Genomic DNA, 18,898 nt, shown 5'->3' with positions numbered 1-18,898 from the left:
CCAGTGCGAGCCCCTCGCCACAGTCGGTGCTTTGGCTGGCTCAACCGCCAGCGTGACGATTACCGTCGAGCAAGGCATCGACCACGCCACGGGCCATTTCCACCGAATGCACCAGGGACCAGATCAGCCCGCGCTCGATGCCACTGGCGTGTTCGGTGATCTCGTCGGACACCTCCTCGGCAGCCTTGAGCAGCATGGACACGTGGAGCAAAGCTTCTTCGGCACTGATGCCAGAGCGGACGCTGAAGGGCGAATCGGAGCCCGCAGGGCCCGCCGCCGTGGGCTTCAACTCATTGACCAACGAGCGGTTCAACGCATTGTTGGCCAGGGCATAACGAACCACTTCGTTGGCCAGATCGTGATCTGGATTACGACGGGAAACAGAATGGGAAACAGGCGGATCGGGGACGATCTTTTTCATGGTGTAGCTCCCGAGCAGTAGAGCCTTCCCCCATCGCTGCTAAACGAAAGGTGGCTGCTGGACGCGGGTTAGCAGACCAGGGCTCAGGAACCCGGCGCACCCGAAGGTGCCCCACGTACAGCCGCCATAACAAGCAGGCCAGAACAAGATCTGGCCAAGAAAGAGATAGCGCTTATACGTCTGAGACTTATCGAGCTGCTAAACCCGATCACTGAACATTCAGTGACTCCCCGAGCCTAGTGAGCCAAGTACCCAGCCGCAAGCGCCTGGGAGTTTCTCGGAAACCCCTTACAAAAGAAAGAGACTTGGCCGACTTTAGTCGCGGCCACGCTCTGAAAATTTCTGACAACAGAGGTTGATCCGCTCGCCCCCAAAAGGGCCGTTGCAGCTCCTTGACCACCTCGCCCCAGAACGCGCCCCGGTGCAGCTCGATCACACCGGCTGCAGTTTTTGCTCGTACACCGCCACACCATCCAGGTCCCGCAGGATCACCTTCAGCTCTGCCGTCTGCCCATCGATCTGCACTTCGCCAAAGAACTGGAAGCCGGCAAAGGGCGAAGTGTTCTGCGCCGGCGGCGCCTTCTGAAACACCACTTCCGGGCCGAAGGTCTTGTCCAGCCCATTGGGTCCGAAACTCCCGGCATTCAGCGGGCCGGCGACAAACTCCCAGAACGGCTCGAAATCCTGGAACGCCGCGCGATCCGGGTGGTAATGGTGGGCCGCGCAGTAATGCACATCCGCCGTCAGCCACACATGGTTGCGCACCTGATGCTTGCGCAGGTGCGCCAACAATTCGGCAATCTCCAGCTCACGCCCCTGGGCCGGTCCTGGGTCGCCGTTGGCAATCGCTTCCCAGCGCGCCACTCCCGGGCTGACCTCGCCATCCGGCACACCCAGGCCAATCGGCATGTCCGCCGCCACCACTTTCCACTGAGCCTGGGAATCCTTGAGTTCACGCTTGAGCCAGTCCAACTGCTCACGGCCCAGGAAGGGCTTCTCGCCCCCGAGGTTGTCATCGTTGGCCCCGCGATAACTGCGCATGTCCAGCACGAACACATCCAGCAACGGCCCATAACTGAGCTTGCGATAAATCCGCCCGCCGCCATCGGCGCTCTGCCGGCGCATCGGCGCATACTCCAGCCACGCCTGACGCGCGCGGCCCACCAGAGTCTGGATGTCCTTGACCACATAGCGCTCGTCCAACTGCTTGCCAGGCGACCAGTTGTTGACCACCTCGTGGTCGTCCCACTGCCAGATCTGCGGCACCTCGGCATTGAAGCGACGCAGGTTGTCGTCCATCAGGTTGTAGCGGTAATTGCCCCGGTACTCATCCAGGGTTTCGGCCACCTTGCTCTTGGCCTCGGTGGTGATATTGCGCCAGACGCGCCCGTCCTCCACGGTCAACTGCGCCGGCACCGGGCCGTCGGCGTAGATGGTGTCGCCGCTGTGGATAAAAAAGTCCGGCAAGCGCAGGCGCATGGCCTCATAGATACGCATGCCGCCGATGTCCGGGTTGATGCCGAAGCCCTGGCCCACCGTGTCGCCACTCCAGACAAAGCGGATATCCCGGCGTTGCGACGGCGCACTGCGCAAATGGCCGAACCACGGCTCACTGGCCGCACCGGATTGCGCGTCCTCGAAGGTCACCCGGTAGAAGATCGCCTGATCGGCCGGCAACCCGGTCAACTCCACCCGCGCCGTGAAATCCGTGCGCGCATCGGCCAGGGGCGAGATGAAACGCCGAGGGTTACTGAACATGCTTCGCGTGTCCCACTCCACCACCATCCGCGCCGGGCGATCGGTGCGGCTCCAGATCATCGCCTTGTCCCCCAGCAGATCCCCGGACTGCACCCCATCGGTGAGCTGCGGCCGATCCTTGACCGATGCAATCACCGCCGGTGCCAGACTCGGCAGCAACAGCCCCGCCCCGGCGATTTGCATGATCCGACGACGGCCGAGGTTGAACTCGCTCATGGTGACTCCCTGACAATGGTCAAAAGGCAACCTTAGTCAGGGGGGATGAAGGGGGTGTGACAGCACGGTGGCGAGGGAGCTTGCTCCCGCTCGGCTGCGCAGCGGCCGTAACTCCTGAATGCAGGAAATGCCTGACAGACGGCGGTGGCTGGCCATGGGCACGCTGCGCACGCCAGCGGGAGCAAGCTCCCTCGCCACAACAAGCGGCTAGCTACGCGCTCAACCGGGAGCGTGGCGATTGCCATCAAGCAAGGCATCGACCACGCCACGGGCCATTTCCACCGAATGCACCAGGGACCAGATCAAGCCACGCTCGATGCCGCTGGCCTGCTCGGTGATCTCGTCGGACACCTCTTCAGCGGCTTTGAGCAGCATGGAAACGTGGAGCAAGGCTTCCTCGGCGCTGATGCCGGGGCGGACGCTGAAGGGCGAGTCGATGCCCGCAGGACCCGCGGCGGTGGGGTGGAGAGCCGCGATCAACGAGCCGTTTATGCGGGGGTTGGCCAGTGCATGGCGAATGACTTCGTTGGCCAGATCGTGGCCTGGATTACGACGGGAAACAGAAAGGGAAACAGTTGGATCGGGGACGATCTTTTTTATGGTGTAGCTCCTTGGGGTGGAGCCACCACCTGACGCTGCTAAACGTAAGGTGGCAGCTGTACGCGGGTTAGCAGACCGGTCCAAGGAATCCGGCGCACCCAAGGGCGCCCCACGCACAGCCGCCATAACAGAACTCGGCAGGCCAAAAGCCAACCGGGACAGGGCAATACTTGCGTGTCTCGGAATCAGGCGGCTAAACCCGATCACTGAACATTCAGTGACGAACCGAACCTAGTGAGCCGAGTCCCCAGCCGCAAGCGCCAAGGAATGTCTCGGAAACGCCTTACAAAAGAAAGAGACTTGGCCGACCGTTACCACCACCAAAGGCTGAGATCGACCAAGATTCGGACGTAGGCTTACCAGCGTCCTTGAAATCGCCGCGTCTCCTGCGACGGAGTGCCGCCCAGAGCGTTCGCAGCCTGCGGTAGCGGCTACACCAAGCCGTGCCCTGTAGCCGCTGCTGAGCCTGCGAAGCTGCGAAAAGGACCGCAGGGCCTTGCTTGGCGATTTCCCGACGAACCTCTGCGCCCCGTCTCCTACGGAGCCGTTCGCAGCCTGCGGCAGCGGCTACAGGTGCGAATGTTGGGGGCCGTTGGCAACAGGTCAGGCCGCCTTGGCCGGTTCCAGAGCCAGTTCGACGCTTTCGGGCCGCTTCACCAGCGCATACACCACCGCCGTCAGCAAACTCCCCGCAACAATCGCCAGCAGGTACAGCAACGCATGGTTGATGGCATTCGGAATCAACATCACAAACAGGCCGCCATGAGGCGCCATCAGCTTGCAGCCGAAATACATCGACAAGGCCCCAGTCAGAGCACCACCGGCAATGCTCGCCGGAATCACCCGCAGCGGGTCCTTGGCGGCGAATGGAATCGCCCCTTCGGAGATAAAGCACAGACCCAATACCAGCGCCGCCTTGCCGGCCTCACGTTCGGTCTGGGCAAATTTGCGCCGGGCAATGAAGGTGGCAATCCCCAGGCCAATCGGCGGCACCATGCCCGCGGCCATGGTCGCGGCCATCGGCGCATAACTCTGGGAGGCCAGCAGCCCCACCGAGAATGCATAGGCCGCCTTGTTGATCGGCCCGCCCAGGTCGACGCACATCATCCCGCCCAGTAATACCCCCAGCAGAATGGCGTTGGTGGTGCCCATGCTGTCGAGGAAATGGGTCAGGGCTTCGAGCATGCCCGCCACCGGTTTGCCCACCACGTAGATCATCACCAGCCCGGTGAACAGGCTGGCCAGCAGCGGGATGATCAGGATCGGTTTCAGCGCCTCCAGGCTTTGTGGCAAGCGCGCATATTTGTTGATCGCCTTGGCCGCATAACCGGCAAGGAAGCCGGCGACGATGCCGCCGATGAAGCCCGCGCCCAGGGTGCTGGCGAGCATGCCGCCGATCATCCCCGGCGCCAGCCCCGGTCGGTCGGCGATGGAGTAGGCGATGTAACCGGCCAGCAGCGGCACCATCAACTTGAAGGCGGTCTCGCCGCCGATCTGCATCAGGGCCGCGGCCAGGGTGCCTTGCTCCTTGAAGGCGGTGATGCCGAAGACGAAGGACAGGGCAATCATCAGGCCGCCCGCCACCACCATCGGCAGCATGAACGACACCCCGGTCAGCAGGTGTTTGTAGACCCCGGTCTTTTCCTGCTTGGCCGGTGCCTGGGCGCCGGGAGCGGCGGTCTCCAGCTGGCCTTCGGCCAGGGCCTTGTTCAGGGTCGCCTCGGCTTGTTTCAGGGCCACGCCGGTGCCGCAGCGGTAGATGCGCTTGCCGGCAAAACGCTCGGTGGCCACTTCGATGTCCGCCGCCAGCAGCACCACGTCGGCGGCGGCGATGGCTTCGGCGCTCAGCGGGTTGCGCGCGCCCACCGAGCCCTGGGTTTCCACTTGCAGGTCGTAGCCCAGGCGCTTGGCGGTCTGCTGCAAGGCCTCGGCGGCCATGAAGGTGTGCGCCACGCCGGTCGGGCACGCGGTGATCGCCACCAGGCGCGGCGCACGTTTGCCGGCCTCGATCAGCGGCTCGGCACTGGCTTGGGCGGCGACATGGATCTGGGCCTCTTCGGCGCCGCGACGCAGCACGGCATCGACGTCCTGCAGGGCCTGGGACGGGGTGCTGCGGTACACCCGCTTGCCGACAAAACGCGACAGGTCCACAGGCCCGGTGCTGACCACCAGTACCCACTCGGCGGCTTCGATGGTAGTGGCCGAGAGTTGGCGTTCCGGGTGTGCGTCATCGTGCACTTCCACGCTGGTGCTCCAGCCCTGGCGCTGGGCCGCGGCGTCCAGCAGGCGGGCGCAGAGTACGCTGGTGACCATGCCGTTGGGGCAGGCGGTAATAATGGCTAACTTCATACGCAACCCTCTTATTGTTCTATGAGGGGGTGCACGCGCACCCCCTGCTCCAGCCGGGCCAGTTGGGCCCTGTCGCGGATGCCGAAACCGATCTGGGTCACGGCCATGGCGGCAATCGCCGTGGCGGTGCGCAGGGTCTGTTCGAACGGCTGGGCGCCGAGCAGGCCATGGAGCATGCCCGCCAGCAGTGAGTCGCCGGCGCCCACGGTGCTGACCACGCTGACCTTGGGCGGCAGGGCCTGCAGGGGCGGTGCGGCGCTGAACCAGTTGACGCCCTCGGCGCCGTGGGAAATCACCACGTGCTCGACGCCTTGGGCCAGCAGAAGACGCGCCGCCTCGGCCTGCACCGCCACGCCAAGCACCGGGCTGCCGAGCACGTCCGCCAGTTCCTCAGTGTTGGGCTTGATCAGCCAGGGCCCCGCCGCCAGACCGGCGCGCAAGGCGGCGCCGCTGGTGTCGAGGGCGACCTTCAGGCCCAGGCTTTTCAGGCGCAGCAACAGCGCCTGGAACCATTCGGGGCTGATGCCTCGCGGCAGGCTACCGGCCACCACCACTGCGTCATGCCCGGGCGCGATCTGCTCCAGACGCTCAAGCAAGGCCTGTTGCGCCGCCTCGCTGACCTCGGGCCCGAGGCCATTGATATCGGTGATGCGCCCGTCGTCTTCGGCCAGCTTGATGTTGCTGCGGGTGTCGCCGGGCACACGAATAAAGGCGTCGACAAAGCCGCGCTGGGCGAACAACGCGTCAAACGCCTGTGGATTGTTTTCCCCGAGAAAGCCACTGACGGTCAGTTGATGGCCGAGGTCGGCCAACACCTGGGCCACGTTCAGGCCCTTGCCCGCTGCGTGGCTGTGCAGGGCATTGCTGCGGTTGACTTCCCCGACCTCCAGGCGGGCCAGCTGCACCGTCAGGTCCAGTGCCGGGTTGAGGGTCAGGGTGAGAATCTTTGCCATTACATGGCCTCCACAAGGGCACGCACTTCGTGAGCGCTGCCGACGGCCAAAGCCTGTTGAGCAAGGGTTTGCGCCTGGGTCAGGCTGAGCTCGCGAATCCGCGCCTTGACCTCGGCGATGCTGCGTCCGGAGACGCTCAGTTCATCCACCCCCAGGCCTACCAGCACCGGCACCGCCAGCGGGTCTGCCGCCAGCTCGCCGCAGACACCCACCCATTTGCCGTGGGCATGGGCGGCACGCACGGTGATGTCGATCAGTTGCAGCACCGCCGGGTGCAGGCCGTCGGCCTGGGCCGACAAGGTCGGATGGCCACGGTCGATGGCCAGGGTGTATTGGGTCAGGTCGTTGGTACCGACGCTGAAGAAGTCCACTTCCTTGGCCAGCACCGGCGCCAGCAAGGCGGCGGACGGCACTTCGATCATGATTCCCAGTTGCAGGTCGGCCACCGGGATTTCCCGGCGCAGGCGTTCGGTCATGTCCCGGGCCTGGCGCCATTCTTCGACGCTGCCGACCATGGGGAACATGATCCGCAGCGGGCGGTTGTCCGCCGAGCGCAGCAGGGCGCGCAGTTGCGCTTCCATGATCAGCGGCCGTTGCAGGGTCAGGCGAATACCGCGCACGCCGAGGAAGGGGTTTTCTTCCTTGGCGATCGGCCAGTAAGGCAGTGGTTTGTCGCCGCCCACATCCAGGGTGCGCACCACCAGCGGCCGTCCGGCGAGGCCGTCGAGCACGCGGCGGTATTCGGCTTCCTGGGTGGCTTCGTCCGGGGCCTGGGGATGGGCCATGAAGATCAGTTCGGTGCGCAACAGGCCGATGCCTTCGGCGCCGTGTTCCACGGCGGCGGCGACCCCGGCGCTTTCACCGATATTGGCGAACACCTCGACGGCGTGACCGTCCGTGGTATGGGCCTGTTGATGGCGTTGCTCGGCGGCAGCCTTGAGCCGTTGCTCGCGAGTGTCACGCTCCTCGGCGGCCCGCTGCAGGGTGTGGCTATCGGCGTCGACATGCAGGCGGCCGCGCTGGCCGTCCAGCAGCAGGGGCGTGCCGGACTTGATCAGCAGCACGCTGGCGCCCGCGCCCACCAGGGCCGGAATGCCCAGAGCCCGAGCGACGATGGCGCTGTGGGCGGTGGCGCCGCCGCGGGCGGTAAGAATGCCGGCGACACGGGTCGGATCCAGGCGCGCGACGTCCGAGGGGCCGACTTCGTCCATCACCAGGATGTAAGGCTGGTCCGGCTCGGCCGGGGTTTCGATGCCGCACAGTTGCGCCAGCACCCGGCGGCCAATGTCCCGCAGGTCGGCGGCGCGTTCGGCGAGCAAGGCATCCTGCAGCGCTTCCTGTTGCTTGGCGGCGCTTTCGATCACGGTCATCCACGCAGCTTCAGCGCTTTCGCCCTGCTTGAGGCGAGTGTCCACTTCGTCGGTGAGCTCGGGGTCGTCGAGCATTTCCTGGTGGGTGATGAAGATCTCGCGAATGGCCTTGGCCTGGCTGCGCTGGACCAGCCCGTCGATGTCCTGGCGCACATCGGCCAGGGCCTGCTGCAGGCGCTGGCGCTCGCGGGCGGTGGACTCGCCCCGCAGCGGGTAGTCGATGGCTTGCTGGACCTGGATGTGGGCCGGGCCGATGGCGATGCCGGGGGCGGCGGCGATGGCCTGGATCAGGCTGCCGGAAGCCGGGGCGCTGATCGGCTCCACGACGTCCTGCGGCTCTTCCCGGGGAGCGCTGACCGCCGGCAATGGCTCGACGGCTTCGCCCAGGCCTTGCTCGATGGCCGCCAGCAATGCGGGCAAGGCATCGGCGGCAATGCTCGGCTCGGCGATCAGTTCCAGCACCTGGCCGCGCCGCGCGCCGAGGCTCAGCAGCTTGCTCAGGCTTTTTACCGAGACCGCCGAAGCCGCGCTATCGGCGATGCGGATGCGGATTTCGCCTTCGAAGTTCTTCGCCAACTGCGCCAGCTCCTTGGCCGGACGGGCATGCAGGCCGTGGGCGTTGGCCAGGGCGATACGGGCGCTGGGCCAGTCCGCCGGCAACTCACCGCCGAGCACTTCCAGCACCGCGCGGCTGCTGGTGGCGCGGCCCAATTCCTGGCCACGGCCTTCGATCAGCAGCGCGCACAGGCGCTCCAGCAGGGCCTGGTGGGCTTCCCCCAGGCTGGCCAGGCAGAACAGGCCGCTCAGAGGCTGGCCCAGGTAGCGGATGGGTTTGTCCGGGGTGACGAACGCCAGCCCTGGGCGCAACACGGTCTGCTCGCTGTGCAACCACCAAAGACCGTCGCCCAGGGGCAGCGCATCCACCTGTTGCAGCACCGCGGCAAAGCCGTTGCTCACGCATTCGGCCTGGCGCAGCAGGCGGGCACCACGCCAGACCAGTTCTTCGAAATCTTCCGCCGCCACTCCAAGGCCGATCATCTGCGCGTCCAGCGCCAGTTCCTGGGGGGCGCCCTGCAACAGCTTGAGCAGGGCCTCCGGGGAACTGGCGCGACGCAGGGCCTGGCCCAGGTCGGTTTCCCCCAGGGCGCGGGTCAACAGTTGCAGGAGTCGCAAATGCTCATCGGATTTGGCCGCAATGCCAATGGCCAGGTAGACAATCTGCCCGTCGCCCCAGTCCACGCCGTCGGGAAACTGCAAAAGGCGCACGCCGGTGGCAAACACCTGATCGCGAGTTTCCGGGGTGCCGTGGGGAATGGCGATGCCTTGGCCGAGAAAGGTCGAGCCCTGGGCTTCGCGGGCCTTGAGGCCAGCCAGGTAGCCCTCGGCCACCAGGCCGTCAGCCACCAGTTTATCGGCCAGCAAATGCAGCGCCGCGGACTTATCCACAGCCGTTTGGCCCATGGATATCTGCTCAACAGTGAGCTCGAGCATGGCTTCTCCTATTTAGCGCGGCAGGTGGCGGCGCTAGGTATTGTTTTAAGTAAGCAGCGTAGGCGTCTTTATGGCCACAAACGGGACTTGTTACCTGGCAGAGGTGTTTTTTCGTTTGTGATCTAGCCTAGAAAATACGCCTGCTGAAACGTTTAATCTAGCAAGTTTGCTAAGTTACTCGATAATCTCGTCGCCTTGAAGTCCTTCCGCTCGATGGCCGGTTCCGACGTTGGTCGCCTGCCCAGATCAGGTAGGATTGGCGAAAATGTCGGGGCAAGCACCAAAAACAAGGAAATCCCGGGTTGAAACTCAGTGATATCGCTCGCCTGGCCGGTGTGTCCGTCACCACCGCCAGTTACGTCATCAACGGCAAGGCCGAACAACAACGCATCAGCAACGCCACCGTGGAACGGGTGCGCGCGGTGGTGGAAGAACACGGCTTCACCCCCAATCCCCAGGCTGCCGGCCTGCGCAGCCGGCACACCCGGACCTTGGGGTTCATTCTTCCGGACCTGGAAAACCCCAGCTACGCGCGCATCGCCAAGCTGCTGGAACAAGGCGCCCGGGCCCGGGGTTATCAATTGCTGATCGCCAGCTCCGACGACGCGCCAGACAGCGAGCGGCAGTTGCTCCAGCTGTTTCGCGCGCGGCGTTGCGATGCGCTGTTCGTCGCCAGTTGCCTGCCGCCGGAAGACGACAGCTACCAGCAGTTGCAGGCCCAGGGTCTGCCGATCATCGCCATCGACCGGGTGATGCCGACCGAGCAGTTCTGCTCGGTGATCAGCGACGACCTGCAGGCCAGCCGGCAGTTGACCCAAAGCCTGCTTGAGCCCGAGCCCAAGCAGATCGTGCTGATTGGCGCCCGACCGGAGCTGAGCATCAGCCAGGAGCGCGCCGCCGGTTTTCGCCAGGCGCTGGAGGGCTTCGGCGGCGCGGTGCTGATCGAGCACGGCGAAGCCTTCAGCCGCGATTGCGGTCGCCAACTGATGGAAGAACTGCTGCAGCGCCTGGGTCATTTGCCGGACGCCCTGGTGACCACTTCCTATGTGCTGTTGCAGGGGGTGTTCGATGCCCTGCATGACTTCCCGCTCAAGTCCCGACCGCTACGCCTGGGCACCTTCGGCGATACCCAGTTGCTCGATTTCCTGCCGCTGCCAGTCAACGCCATGGCCCAGCAGCATCAACTGATTGCCGAAAAAGCCCTGCAACTGGCCCTGGCAGCGATTGAAGAGGGGCATTACCAACCCGGCGTCCAGGCCATCGCCCGGACCTTCAAACGGCGCATCCAACAGGGCTGAAGCGTGGAACTGATCGACAGCCACACCCATCTGGATTTTCCGGATTTCGACGACGACCGTGAGGCGCTGCTGGCCGACAGCCGCGTCCGGGGCGTCTCGCGCATGGTGGTGCTGGGGGTCTATCAGGCCAATTGGCAGCGGCTCTGGGACCTGGTGCAGAACGATGCCCGCTTGTATGCGGCCTTTGGCCTGCACCCGGTGTACCTGGAGGATCACCAGCCGCAGCATCTCCAGCAATTGCAGGACTGGCTGGCACGGCTGGCGGGGCATCCGCAGCTATGCGCGGTGGGCGAGATCGGCCTGGATTATTTTCTTGAACAACTGGACCGCGAGCGCCAGCAATCGCTGTTCGAGGCCCAGTTGCAGCTGGCGGCGGACTTTCACTTGCCCGCCCTGCTGCACGTGCGTCGTAGTCACGCCGCGGTGATCGCCACCCTGAAGCGCTTCAAGCTCAAGCGCGGCGGCATCATCCACGCCTTTGCCGGCAGCCGCGAGGAAGCCCGGGAATACCTCAAGCTGGGTTTCAAGCTGGGCCTGGGCGGCGCCGCCACCTGGCCCCAGGCCCTGCGCTTGCGCAAGGTGATCGCCGAGTTGCCCCTGGAGTCCGTGGTGCTGGAAACCGACTCGCCGGACATGGCCCCGGCCATGTTTCCCGGCCAGCGCAACAGCCCGCAGCATTTACCCGCCATTTGCGCCGCCCTGGCGCAGATCATCGGTATTGCTCCCGAGCAACTGGCCAGCGCCAGTACCCGCAATGCCTGCGAAGTGTTCGGCTGGCCTTCAGCCGGCCTGTAGCTGCAAGGGCCGGCGCAATCGCCGCCGGGCAATGCCCATCACCAGCAGGTAGCCCAGCAGCATCAGCGCTGAAAGGCTCAATTGCTGGGTCAGACTGACCAGTCCCAGCCACTCCAGCACCAGGGTCACCAACAGCAGTGTGGCGCACAGCACGAGCATCAGCGCCCGCAGCCCGGCCAGGCCGCCGAAGCGTTTGAGGCGCTTGATCTGCGCGGGGCAACTGAGCTTCAGGGGTTTGTGGCAATGGTTGCAGTTGAACGGCTCCTGCAATGCCATGGCGTTGAGCTGCCAGGGCTCAAGATCGAGCAGGGCCTGGCAATGGGCGCAGCGGCCGCGGATTCCAGAAGTTGCAGTCATCAGCACATTCCTCAGGGCCATGGGAGGGTCATGGCCGACGGGCGAGTCGCCCGACGTGGGACGCTCAAAAAAACCGACGCGCAGGAAAACAGCAAATCCGCCCAAGACAAAGACTTTAATTAATACAGTTTGTATGCAGGACGGCGGAGCACCATTGCACAAGGCGCCCCGCCGACGTTCGTTGTCGGCCGCCTCTAGACCCGGAAGGCGCCGATCAGTTGCTTGAGCTGCATCACTTGGGCCGAGAGCTGACGGCTGGCGTCCTCGGTCTGGTGCGCGCCCTCGGCGGTACGTTCGCCAGCGCGGTTGATCTCGACGATGTTCTGGTCGATGTCGTGGGCCACCGACGTCTGCTGCTCCACCGCGGCGGCAATCTGCTGGTTCTGGTCGACGATCATGCCCACCGCGCCGAGGATGTTTTCCAGGGCCTGCTGGACCTTTTCCGACTGGTCGACCGTACCGTTGGCCATGGCGTGGCTGCTGCCCATGGCCTTGACCGCCGCGCCGACACCGCCGTGCAGCTTGCCGATCATCTCCTCGATTTCCTCGGTGGACTGCTGGGTACGCTTGGCCAGGGTCCGCACTTCATCGGCCACCACGGCAAAACCCCGGCCCTGCTCGCCGGCACGCGCGGCCTCGATGGCCGCATTGAGCGCCAGCAGATTGGTCTGCTCGGCAATGCTCTTGATCACTTCCAGCACCCGGCTGATGGACTGGCTGTCGCTGGCCAACTGGTTGATCACCCGCACCGACTGATCGATCTCGCTGGCCAGGCGAGCGATGCTGCCCTGCTGCGACTCCACCAGGCCACGGCCGCTGATGGTTTCGTCGTTGACGCTGTGGGCGCTGCTGACCGCCGCCGCCGCGCTGCGGGCCACTTCCTGGGAGGTGGCGGACATCTGGTTCATGGCCGTGGCCACTTGTTCGATCTGACTGCGCTGGCCGGCCACTGCCTGGTTGCTCTGGGCCGAGACGCTTTCCACTTGCCCGGCCTGACGTTCGACTTCGCTGACGGTATCGCCGACCCGTTCGATCAGGTCGTGGATCTTGCGCACCGTGCCGTTGAACACACTGCCCAGCTCGCCCAGTTCATCACGACTGTGGGCAGTGAAGGTGACGGTCATGTCCCCCGCCGCCACCTTGTCCATCATCGCCCCCAGGCGCCGCAAGGTGGTGCGGGTCGAGGCGTAGAAGCCGCCGTACAGATAGACGATCGAGAGGAACACCAGGGCCAGGGCGGCCACCAGCAGCACCATGTGGCTGCGGTTCTGCGCCAGGCGCTTTTGCAGCTCGACATCGAGGAATTTCAGGGTGCCTTCGTTGAGTTGATAGGTCTGGGCCATCAGGCCGCTGATCTGGTCGTAGAAGCCCTGCCAGGGGGCATCCAGGGTATCGGCCATCACCACCTGTTCCTCGAACAGTTCACTGGCCTGCTTGAGGCTGCTCTTGCTGGCGCTGGCCAGGCTGTCCAGGGCGTCGTAGGCGGCACGGCTCGAACCCAGGGCGTCCTGCAGCTTGAGTCCGTACTCGGCCTGGAGCTTTTCGATCTGCACCAGCAGTTCGTCGAAGCGGGTGCTGGATGACGAGTTGAGAAAACCCTGGCCCAAGGAATAGGCGCCCATGGCCCGGCCTTCCCCGAGGGTCTGGGTGACTTGCGGGGTGACGCTGGTGATCAGCTCGCTAAGCTGGCGGATGTCGCCCTGGCCATCGCGGCTCAGGCCCGACTGGCTGGCGATGATCTGGCTGAACAACTGCGCGCTGCCCAGGAGCTTGCCGATCAACCCGCTCTTGTTCAGCAGCGAGCTTTCCGTCTGCTGGGCCTTGAAGGCCGCCACCAGCTCATCGCGCTTGGCGTTGAACACCTCGACCTGCTGTGGATCGACGGTGACCGCCTGCAGTGCCTGCAAGCGCTCCAGCACGGACTTTTCCAGGGCCTGGATCTTGCTTTCCAGGTCCCCCGCCTTGCCCGATTGTCCGAGACTGGCATTGATCTGCACCAGGTTGTTGAGCGTCTCCAGATCCCGGCGCAGGCTCAAACTGCTGCCCAGCAGGTCGAGGCTTTGCAGCTCGACCCGGGTGCCCTGGAACTCGCGGTAGGAATCGCGCACCAGGTAGAAGTTGGTCACCAGCATGGGCACAAAGAACAGCACGCTGATCAGGCTGAACTTCATGCCGAAGCTCAGGCGGTTCATCAGCGCGACAGCGGGATAGAGCAAGCTCTTCACAAAGAAGTCTCCCTTTTCTTTTATTTTTATTGGCAGGCAGGCGAAGGCAGCAGATAGCCACTATTCGGCGCTCCGTCTGTATAGCTCAATTTCGGGGGAGGTTTTGTAACTTAAAGTTAACCGCTGCGGATGAGGGAGCATGCTCCCTCATTCGTTCAGGCCAGGACGGTCCACAGCGCAAAACCGGCGTACCAGAGCACGGCGGCCCGCAGCAGCAGTTCCCAGATGCGGTCCAGGCTGTTGATGCCTTCGGGGCCGGTCAGGGGCGGCGGAATCTCGGCGGCCACCAGGCCGACCCGCTCCACCAGTTGCGCCGCGCTGATGTGCCAGTTGAGCAACTCGTGGAGCATCACCCGGCTCACGGCCACGAAGTTGCCCACCAGGGCGAAGCTCGCCGCCAGCAGGCGCACGGGCAACCAGTCGAAGGCATGGCGCAGTTGCGCCGCCCGTTCCACCAGAGGCGGATGCTTGCCGTGCTCGGCAGCCAGGGCCAGCAGGCGGTAGCTCAAGGCCGCCACCGGCCCCAGCAGGAAGTACCAGAAGATCACCACGAAGAAGCTCTGGAAGGCCTGCCACAGCAGATAGCCCTGCACCCGCTCCAGCAGTTGCTCGCCGCTGTCGGCGCCAATGTCCAGGTCACGCTTGGCGACATGCACTGCCGCTTGCAGGTCCTCGCGCCGCCAGGCGTCGCGAAACGGCCCGAGCCCCCCGAGCAGATCACCGCGCCCCAGGGCGTAGATCACCACCAGCAGATGCAGCGGCAACACCAGCAAGCCGTAGGCAAGCGGTTGCAGCACCAGCAACAGCAGACCGAGCAAGGCCACCGGCAGCAGCACCAGTATCAGCAACAGCCACCAGGGGTGTGCAGCCAGACGCGGGCTGGACTCCAGCTGCGCCAGCTTCTTCAGCCACCAGCCGTCACGCTGCACCCGCTGCCGCAAGGCCGAGAATTTCTCGACCCACACCGCCAGCAGCAACACCAGAAAACTCATTGTCCTTCCCCCTTTTCCAAGGCGGCACGATAGCGTGCCCAGTCGAAAGCCGGACCCGGGTCGGTCTTGCGCCCGGGCGCAATGTCGCTATGGCCACAGATCCGTTGTGTGGTGATGGCGCTGTATACAGCCTGTAATTGTTCGGTCAGGGCATTCAAGGAGCGGTACTGGGCCTCGGTGAACGGTAGCTCGTCGGTGCCTTCCAGTTCGATGCCGAGGGAAAAGTCGTTGCAGGTATCACGCCCCTCGAAGCTCGACACCCCCGCGTGCCATGCCCGGTCCAGACAAGAGACAAACTGGGTGACCGCGCCGTCACGTTCGATCAGGAAATGCGCCGACACGCGCAGATCGGCAATCCCGGCAAAATAGGGGTGCTCTGTGACATCAAGGCGATTCTGGAAGAATTCCTGGACCTTGCCGGTGCCGAACTGCCCCGGCGGCAGGCTGATGTTATGAATCACCAGCAAGGAGATTTCCCCCGCGGGACGTTCATTGAAATTGACTGACGGGCAGTGCCGCACGCCGTGACACCAACCCGTGGCAGGGTCCAGCCGCATACCGATTCCTTCAACTAGAGCCTTGAGTGGCCCAGTATGCCGCGTTACCCCCTCAGGTTGCGATCACTTGCCGTGATTGAGTCGCTGCAGATTGCCGATCACCGATTCCAGGGCCCGGTCGAACAGCAGGGTGTCGTCCAGAGCCCGCACCGCGCCGCGCTGGAACTCCAGGGCCAGGCCCATGCGCGTGCGCTCCAGAACCTTCATCCCGGTGCGGTTGACGAACACGTACTTGGCCACGGGATGGGGGACAATCGCCGCCAGTTTGCAGCGCAAGGTGGTGTCCTCCTCTTCCTGGAACTCGACCCAGGCTCCCAGCCGCAATTGATCGACCAGCAGCACGCTGGGGTCATTGGCCGGCAGAGCCAGGGGTGCAGCCTCCAGCGGTCCTTCTTCGGCAGAAGGCAGGACAATCTCCTGGGCGACCACGATCATTTGCGCAGGCTCGGCCAGCGAAGCGCTGCCGCGCAGTGGTGGCGCCAGGGCTTGGCGCTCGAATGCCTGGAGGTGCAGGGCCTCCAGCTGGCTGAAGAATTCACTGGTGGCAAAGGGATCGAACGCCGCACCGCTCAAGCCGTCACGCAGGCCCTTGAGCAGCCCCGGCACCCGCTCCAGCAAGCGCGTGGCGGTGTCCGCTTGCCGCTGGGGCTGCACACTCCAGATCAAGTCGTGCAAGGTGCGCTCGGCGGTCTGCCATTCGACCGAGCCCTCGCCGTGCCGGAGGCAATTGAGCAGCAACACCTGGCTCCAGGCATCGCGAACAAAATCCACCACCTTGTGCGGCAGTACCTTGCCCAGCAGCGCCTCATTGAGTGCCTGCTCGACCCGGCGCCGGGCCAGTTCCGCCTTGGCTCGCCCTTCCTCGGCGTCGCGGGTGCGCTGCTCCAGCAACTCGGCACGACGTCGTTCGTCGGCGGTAAAGGCGAGAAAGTCGGCCAGCAGTTCGGAGAAGATCGCTGGGTCGTCGCTGAACTCGCTCAGCAGGCGCTGCACCACTTGCTCGATGCGCAGGTACAGGCTGTCGCGCTGGTGGTCATCGCAACCGCCCCAGCCCATGGCCGCCGCGGCGATTTCATTGAGCAGGCGCCGGGCCGGGTGGTTGCCGCGACTGAAGAAGCTCTTGTCCAGCACCGCCACCTTGAGCATGGGAATCTGCAGGCGCCCGATCAGCGCCTTTAGGGAATCTGGCAGGTTGCGGTCATCGAGGATGCACTCGAAGAGCATGGCGATCAGGTTGATCACATCCTCGTCAGCCACGTCCACCACCCGCGACTTGCCGCTCTTGACGCTGACCCGGGTGAGCAGTTGCTCCAGTTGGTTGCGCAGGTCGAAATCTTCCTGGGCGCTGGGTGGCGGCACGTATTGCTGCAAGTGCGAGAGCATGCGCATCAGGTCGCGGGTGGAAATCGGCTGCGTCTCGGCGCTGGCTTCCAGGGTCGGCGCCACGCTGCCACGCACCTGTAGCAACAAGGTCTGCAAGGCCGCGAAAACTTCCTGCACGCTCTCGTCAAGCTGGCATTGGCTGGGCTTGGTGCCTTCGCCGGCCTGTGCCTGGGCTTCGACCCGGGCTCGGTCCGAGGCTCGACGCGCCGGTGCCGGCATCAGCTCCGGCAGAATGCCGGTGGCGATCAACAACTGGTTGGCTTCGCCATAAAGCAGCTCGGCATCGCTGAGCACGTAACGCTCGAACAGCTTGAGGATGATCAGCTTGACCTTGATTTCCACCCCCAGGCTGCGCCCGGCCTGCAGGAAATACTCGCAAAGCAGAGCCGGTCCCAGGGGATTCTCTGCATCGAGCAGGCGTCGGCCCAGCAGCACACTCAGGCGCGCCGTCAGTTGCCCGAGGGCGAAGCCGTCGCGGTTGAGGACCTTGGCCACCATGGCCTGCACCGCGACGTTCTTTTCCAGGTCATCCCGGGAGGGATCAAGGGACGGGTCATATGCCACCGCGTGGGGAATGACCAGGGCCGGGTCGTATTGCACCAGGCTGGCGAAGGCTTCGAAAAACTTCTCCAGGAACGCGCGCTCGATGCTCTTGCGCTTCAGGCGCAGGTCGCGCATGGCTTCGAACAGGGTGTTCTGCTCGACATTGTTCTGGGCGCGGTCGGCCATTTCGAACAGGGTGTCGTCGGCGTTATCGAACAGCTCCTGCAAACCGTGACGCAGTTGCTGGGCGGCTTTGTCACGAACCTGAAGCAGAATCACCGGCAGGCGGGCAAGCGGCGAAGCGTTCGCCTGATCTGTAGCTACCTTGTGCAAAGGCACTACATTCCCGTCGTTGTGCATCCAAGCCTCCTGGAAAGGTGTTTCTTCGGTTCGAGATCAAGATTCAGTCAAGCCGACGGCGCTCACAGTCGGTTCTCAGCGGAGGCAGGTGCACTCCACAGCACTTCGTTTAAGAGGGAGCCAAAGATACGTCAAAGCTATGACGTCAATTACAAGTCATATTATCTTGTAAAACTCCCCTCTTGCGCCAGCAGACTCTGCCACCTCTCCGGAAATAACCCCGATCCCGCCAAGAAAGTTCACGTAACTCCATCAGACAAAACGACGAAAGAGCGGTTCACCAGAGCCTCACCGGCACTTGCCGCCTTGGGTTCGCTGATCCCATGCCCCTATAATCGGCGCACCTTGATTGTGGAGCCCGTTATGCCGAATCTACGCCTCGCCGACCTGACCGCCGAAATCGAAGCCAACGTGCGCCGCGCGTTGCTGGAGGACATCGGCAGCGGCGACATTACCGCGCAATTGATCCCGGCCGAACGTCTGGCCAAGGCCACCATCATTACCCGCGAAGCCGCAGTGATCGCCGGCACAACCTGGGTCGATGCGGTGTTCCGCCAACTGGATCCACGGGTCGCCGTGCACTGGCAAGTGGCTGACGGCGAGCGAGTGGCGCCCAATCAGGCGCTGTTTCACCTCGAAGGACCGGCCCGGTCGCTGCTCACTGGCGAACGCAGCGCACTGAACTTCCTGCAACTGCTGTCCGGCGTGGCCACCCGCGCCCGCTATCTGGCCGACTTTGTCGCCGATACCCAGGTCAAGCTGCTGGATACCCGCAAGACCCTCCCAGGCTTGCGCCTGGCGCAGAAGTACGCGGTCACCTGTGGCGGCTGCCATAACCACCGCATCGGCCTGTATGACGCCTTCCTGATCAAGGAAAACCATATCGCGGCCTGCGGGGGCATCGCCCAGGCGATCAGCGCCGCCCACAAGATCGCCCCGGGCAAGCCGGTGGAAGTGGAAGTGGAAAGCCTTGAGGAGTTGAAGGAAGCGCTGGCAGCCGGAGCCGACATCATCATGCTCGACGAACTGAGCCTGGACGATATGCGCGAGGCCGTGCGCCTGAATGCCGGCAAGGCCAAGCTGGAAGCCAGTGGCGGGATCAATGAAAGCACCCTGCGGCCGATTGCCGAAACCGGGGTGGACTACATTTCCATCGGCGCCATTACCAAGGACGTGAAGGCTGTGGACCTGTCCATGCGCCTGAGCCTGTGATGGATGAAAAACGCCAGC

General features: G+C 64.2%; 14 protein-coding genes and 1 pseudogene. 3 read left to right on the top strand and 12 right to left on the bottom strand.

Features of this window, described 5'->3' with window-relative positions:
• Positions 1-40 precede the first annotated feature (40 nt).
• The 6 genes from DNK59_RS04025 to ptsP all read right to left on the bottom strand — a co-directional run bounded on the left by DNK59_RS04025 (position 41) and on the right by ptsP (position 9,158).
• Entirely contained in the window at positions 41-421 is a 381-nt protein-coding gene (locus tag DNK59_RS04025; RefSeq protein ID WP_110722352.1) for a hypothetical protein, read from the bottom strand.
• A 432-nt stretch (positions 422-853) separates the two neighbouring features.
• Positions 854-2,395, bottom strand: a complete 1,542-nt coding sequence (locus DNK59_RS04020; RefSeq protein WP_110722351.1) for an alkaline phosphatase — start codon at positions 2,393-2,395, stop codon at positions 854-856.
• A 219-nt stretch (positions 2,396-2,614) separates the two neighbouring features.
• Positions 2,615-2,995, bottom strand: coding sequence for a hypothetical protein (locus tag DNK59_RS04015; protein ID WP_110722496.1), 381 nt, complete (start codon positions 2,993-2,995; stop codon positions 2,615-2,617).
• Positions 2,996-3,598: 603 nt separating this feature from the next.
• Entirely contained in the window at positions 3,599-5,344 is a 1,746-nt protein-coding gene (locus DNK59_RS04010; RefSeq protein WP_110722350.1) for a PTS fructose-like transporter subunit IIB, read from the bottom strand.
• Between the two features lie 11 nt (positions 5,345-5,355).
• On the bottom strand, positions 5,356-6,297 hold the full coding sequence (gene pfkB / locus DNK59_RS04005) for a 1-phosphofructokinase (protein ID WP_110722349.1): 942 nt from the start codon (positions 6,295-6,297) through the stop codon (positions 5,356-5,358).
• Entirely contained in the window at positions 6,297-9,158 is a 2,862-nt protein-coding gene (gene ptsP, locus DNK59_RS04000; RefSeq protein ID WP_110722348.1) for a phosphoenolpyruvate--protein phosphotransferase, read from the bottom strand. The genes pfkB and ptsP overlap by 1 nt, the downstream gene beginning before the upstream one ends.
• 302 nt (positions 9,159-9,460) lie before the next feature.
• Here ptsP and cra point away from each other — a divergent pair, with 302 nt between their 5' ends.
• Complete coding sequence (gene cra, locus DNK59_RS03995) at positions 9,461-10,456, top strand: catabolite repressor/activator (RefSeq protein WP_110722347.1); 996 nt, start codon at positions 9,461-9,463, stop codon at positions 10,454-10,456.
• A gap of 3 nt (positions 10,457-10,459) precedes the next feature.
• Positions 10,460-11,251, top strand: coding sequence for a TatD family hydrolase (locus DNK59_RS03990; RefSeq protein ID WP_110722346.1), 792 nt, complete (start codon positions 10,460-10,462; stop codon positions 11,249-11,251).
• Here the strand turns inward: DNK59_RS03990 and DNK59_RS03985 are convergent.
• The 6 genes and pseudogenes from DNK59_RS03985 to DNK59_RS03965 form a co-directional block, all read right to left on the bottom strand.
• Entirely contained in the window at positions 11,237-11,608 is a 372-nt protein-coding gene (locus DNK59_RS03985) for a hypothetical protein (protein WP_110722495.1), read from the bottom strand. The genes DNK59_RS03990 and DNK59_RS03985 overlap by 15 nt on opposite strands.
• A gap of 194 nt (positions 11,609-11,802) precedes the next feature.
• Positions 11,803-12,507 (bottom strand): methyl-accepting chemotaxis protein, encoded by a 705-nt coding sequence (locus tag DNK59_RS32395; protein WP_371920252.1) that lies wholly within the window; start codon positions 12,505-12,507, stop codon positions 11,803-11,805.
• A gap of 153 nt (positions 12,508-12,660) precedes the next feature.
• A pseudogene (locus DNK59_RS32390) lies at positions 12,661-12,864 on the bottom strand (HAMP domain-containing protein); the annotation flags it as partial.
• 1,124 nt (positions 12,865-13,988) lie between these two features.
• Positions 13,989-14,825 carry a regulatory signaling modulator protein AmpE gene (gene ampE, locus DNK59_RS03975; protein ID WP_092319534.1) on the bottom strand — a complete coding sequence of 279 codons (837 nt, stop codon included), beginning with the start codon at positions 14,823-14,825 and terminating at the stop codon, positions 13,989-13,991.
• Complete coding sequence (gene ampD, locus DNK59_RS03970) at positions 14,822-15,382, bottom strand: 1,6-anhydro-N-acetylmuramyl-L-alanine amidase AmpD (RefSeq protein WP_092319532.1); 561 nt, start codon at positions 15,380-15,382, stop codon at positions 14,822-14,824. Before ampD ends, ampE begins: the two co-directional genes overlap by 4 nt.
• 63 nt (positions 15,383-15,445) lie before the next feature.
• Entirely contained in the window at positions 15,446-17,668 is a 2,223-nt protein-coding gene (locus DNK59_RS03965) for a DUF1631 domain-containing protein (RefSeq protein WP_110722344.1), read from the bottom strand.
• Between the two features lie 363 nt (positions 17,669-18,031).
• On the opposite strand from DNK59_RS03965, the gene nadC reads away from it, so the two are divergent.
• Positions 18,032-18,880, top strand: a complete 849-nt coding sequence (gene nadC, locus DNK59_RS03960) for a carboxylating nicotinate-nucleotide diphosphorylase (RefSeq protein WP_110722343.1) — start codon at positions 18,032-18,034, stop codon at positions 18,878-18,880.
• Positions 18,881-18,898 lie beyond the last annotated feature (18 nt).

Source organism: Pseudomonas sp. TKO26 (assembly GCF_003225665.1).
Taxonomy (GTDB): domain Bacteria; phylum Pseudomonadota; class Gammaproteobacteria; order Pseudomonadales; family Pseudomonadaceae; genus Aquipseudomonas; species Aquipseudomonas saponiphila.
This window is presented reverse-complemented; position numbering and strand designations above follow the sequence as displayed.